Below are 3,962 nucleotides of genomic sequence, written 5' to 3' on the forward strand. Positions count from 1 at the left end.
GCCGATGATGTCCACGATCTTCTTGCTGGAGGCGGTGATGGCCTCCATGGTGTCCACGACCTGCCCCACCACCACGCCGCCGCGCTGCGCCACGGCGCTGGCGGAGTCGGCCAGCTGCGTGGCCTGGCGGGCGGTATCGCCGTTGTTCTTGACGGTGGCCGTGATCTCTTCCATCGAGGCGGCGGTCTGCTGCAGGTTGGAGGCCTGCTCTTCCGTGCGCTGGCTCAGGTCGGCGTTGCCGGTGGCGATCTGCGTGCTGCCGGTGGCGATCGAGTCGCTGCTCTGGCGGACCTGGCCCACCACCTGCGCCAGGCTGTCGCGCATGGCCTTCATGCCCACCAGCAGGCTGGCCTGGTCGCCTGCGCGGGTGCTCACGTCCACGGCGAGGTTGCCCGCGGCGATCTGGCGCACCACCTCGGAGGCGTAGTCCGGTTCGCCGCCGAGCTGCCGCGTGATGGACCGCGTCACCCACACGCCCAGCGCACAGGCCAGCCCGATGGCGAGCAGGGAGCCGGCCACGACGGCGTTGACATTGAAGGCGCGCAGCTGCTCGGCTTCCGCGGAGCGGCGGGCCAGCAGGTCGCTCTCGGCCTTGTCGAGTTCGCCCTGCAGCGCGCGAAAGCCGTCCATGGCCGCCTTGTCCTTGCCCTGGCCGAACTGCACGAGGAAGTCCTGCATGGTCCTGGTGCCTGCCGCCACGTCGCGCCGTGCCTGCATCAAGGCGATCACCACGGTGGTGAATTCGGTGTTGCGGGCCTTCATCCCGTCCAGGCGCTGCTGCTGCGCCGGGTTGTCTGCGGTCAGCTTCTTGACCTCCGTCCAGGCCTGGTCGAACGCCTGGCTGCCGGCTTTCCAGGGCTCCAGGAACCGGTCTTCGCCGCTGAGCAGAAAGCCGCGCGTGCCGGTTTCCATGTTGACCATGCTGTTGAGCAGCGTGTTGGAGCGGTCCAGCACCTGGTAGGTGTGGATGTTCCATTTTTCCGCCTCGGCCAGATGGGCGCTGCTGTACAGGGACGTGGCGGCGACCGCCAGAAAGATACCGATGACGGTACCGAAAGCGATCAGAAGTCGCCGTGAAACGGTCAGGGTGCGGCTCGGGTTCATATCCATCCTTCCGGGTCTGGTGGGGGTGATTTGAAATGTAATAATTCGTATAAATGATAAATTTGAAACTCCGCAACGGGTATCAAAAAATAGTCTGAATTCTCGGAATTTCAGCCCGTGGAAAGAAAAATGGGTGGCATTGAGGATTGGCACCCCTGTACTTATTTGATAAATATGATACTTTTGTGCGCCCATCCATGGGGTGCGATCCAAAGAAAGGCAGCCTGCCGGCCCGGGATCGGATCCCGGACCGGCAGGCTGCGGTGGGTGGGCTCGGGGCTGGGCCGGAAAACGTCAGCCGTCGATCACGCCTGCGGTGCCACGTAGGCGATGAGCCGCCCCATGCGGCGGATCCACTCCGAGGTGACGATGAACTGCGGCTTGTCCCGCTTCACGTAGGGCGGGACCTCCGGCGGGTTGTCGGCCGGGTAGGGCGACGTGTCCCAGGCATCGCCCACGTGCTTGCTGCGGTAGGCGGTGCCGGTGTAGGCCGCCGAGGGCCCGTCGCCCTGGTAGGGGTTGACGACCTCGGGCACGGGCGAGGTCCAGTAGCCCTTGGCGCCCAGTTCGTCCACCAGCGTCTGCGCTTCGCTGTCGGGCACCTTGGGCGTGGCCATGGTGGCGCCCGCGAACAGGTCGGGGAAGTCCACCTCGCGGATCGAGAAATACCGGGGCAGCGCGCGCGTGGCGGTGCCGGCCTTGAGGGGCGAGCGCGCCGCCATGGCGGCCACCGCCGCATCGCTCATGCCATCGAGCTGCCGGTAGGTGGACTCCAGTCCCGCGATGTCGATGGCGCGGCCCGCCGAGTAGTGGCTGACGGTGTTGGCCCAGTCCTTGTCGGCGTAGTAGCCGCCGTTGTGGATGTTGGAGCCGTAGCGGTGCACGTACAGCGGCGCGTTGGTGCCCAGTTCCACGAACGTGGGGTGGGTGCGGCCGCCGCCCAGCAGCGGACTGCCCGCGATGGCCGCCGCCGGCAGCGGGCAGGTCTTGAGCCAGGCGATGGCCTCGGGAATGCGCGCGAGGTAGCGGCGCTCGCCCGTGAGCTGGAAGTAGTTGAACAGCTGGCGGATGTTGGTCTGCGTGGTGTGCGTGGCCAGCGAGCGGGGCTCGTAGCTGCGCGCGCCGGCCGGTGCGCCGGCCGGGCGGCCGCCCATGGGGCGCGACAAGTGCTGCAGGCTCCAGCCGGCCTGCGGGCCGCTTTGCTGCATGAGGCGCATGCACTCCATGGCGCGTGCGATGGGGGCCAGCAGGCGCGTCTCGCCCAGCGCCATCACGCACATCGTGAGGAACTTGATGTTCTCGCCCATCACGTCGTCGTTGAAGGTCACGTGCAGCGTGTAGTCGCCGTCTTCCATGCCCGAATGGGCGCCCGCGGGCACCTGCTCGGGGTGGGGCGAGGGCATGGCGCCGACCGCGCCGGGAAAGTGCGGGAACCGCTGCGGCCAGCCGCCGTTCGCCACGCCGTATTCGGGGCCGAACTGCGCGTTGAGCACGAAGTCGATGGCCTTTTGCAGCGGCGCGAGAAAGCGCACGTCGCGCTTTTCCACATACATGCGCAGCAGCAGTTGCGAGGCCACGGCCGTGCCCGCGTCGTCGAACGTGGCGTTGCCGTAGTAGTGCTGGAACTCCTCCAGCCGCCAGCCGTTCTTGCCGATGGTGTCGTACCACTGGCGCAGCGACGCCTCGCCTGCGAAGTCGTGGATGTAGTTCCAGCCGCCCGAGGCGTGCTGCGCCGCGACGATGGCCAGCGTGGTGCGCTCGGCGGCCTGCAGGAAGCGCTCGTCGCCGGTGGCGTGGTAGGCGTCCAGGTACACGTGGCCGACCGAGGGCGTGCCCGGCGGCTGGATCCAGCACATGGTGCGGTAGGCCTCCATCTCGCCGAAGGTCTGCTTCAGGTCGGGCGAGTACGACCACACGTAGCCGCCGCGGTACGAAACCACCTCGTCCATGTAGTCGGCGGCGCGCCGCAGCGCGGTGGCCGCCTCTCCCTGCGGGCCGGATGCGCCGCCCGAACCGCCGCCACAGGCGGTGAGCCACAGCGGCGCGAGCGCCGTCAGCGCGAAATCTCTGCGTTTCATGGAATGTCTCCTCTCGTCTTCGATGCAAGGAATGCACGCGCCGTCGGCGCGGCGATCGCAGCCTGGGGATCCCGGCTGTCTTGGTGTGCAGATCATCTTGAAGGATGTCGTACAACTTGGCGGCGATTGTGGGAGGCAGGGGAGAGGAGGCGATGCGTGTTTACCCGGTCTGCCACGCTCCAGAGGGTGCGTAAGCCTTTGGTAAGGCGCTTCGAGTTAGTACCTACTTAGGCGCAAACGATTGCGCAGTCGGTATCGGTGGCCAACGTCGGGACGGCCGCAAGCGTGATTTCGGTGGCATTTCGTCACAAAGTGGTACGACAACTGCCGCTTTGCAGGGGCGGCGATGTCCCGCAAGTGATTGCGCTGCCGATCAGCGAAAGTGGTCGTATGACGAGTATTGCTGGGGGAGGGACAGGCCCTGGGCATCCATCAGCCGCAGGCCGGGCGCGGCCTCGATGGTGCCGATGCGGGCCACGGGCGTGGCCGTGGCCTGCCCGGCGGCCTGGACCTCGGCGCGGTGCTCGGGCGCGGCGGTGAACAGCAGTTCGTAGTCGTCGCCGCCGGCCAGGGCGCAGCGCAGCAGGGTTTCGTGGTCAAAAGCCGCTGATGCCCTAGTACTCATTGCCCCTTTTGCTATTAATTCAATAGCGTTCTGGGTGTCGATGCGGGCCCCCACGCCCGAGGCCTGCAGGATGTGGCCCAGGTCGCCCACCAGCCCGTCGCTCACGTCGATGGCGCTGCGGGCCAGCCCGCGCAGGGCCTGCCCCAATGCCACGC

The 3,962-nt window shown here is 67.1% G+C and carries 3 protein-coding genes; all 3 read right to left on the minus strand.

Annotated elements, in window-relative coordinates; translation table 11 throughout:
* Positions 1–1,104 (minus strand): CHASE3 domain-containing protein (locus tag AC27KI_RS20265; RefSeq protein ID WP_487115499.1); only part of this gene is annotated, 1,104 nt, incomplete at its 3' end.
* A 305-nt stretch (positions 1,105–1,409) separates the two neighbouring features.
* Positions 1,410–3,182, minus strand: coding sequence for a pectate lyase (locus AC27KI_RS20270; protein WP_487115501.1), 1,773 nt, complete (start codon positions 3,180–3,182; stop codon positions 1,410–1,412).
* Positions 3,183–3,555: 373 nt separating this feature from the next.
* A partial coding sequence (locus AC27KI_RS20275) for a thiamine-phosphate kinase (RefSeq protein ID WP_487115503.1) occupies positions 3,556–3,962 on the minus strand: 407 nt, incomplete at its 5' end.

This window comes from Acidovorax sp. KPB24-03 (assembly GCF_057546605.1).

Excerpts from the sequence above, each read along its gene's own strand:
- AC27KI_RS20270 (WP_487115501.1), bottom strand. The coding sequence starts at position 3,182 with ATGAAACGCAGAGATTTCGCGCTGACGGCGCTCGCGCCGCTGTGGCTC.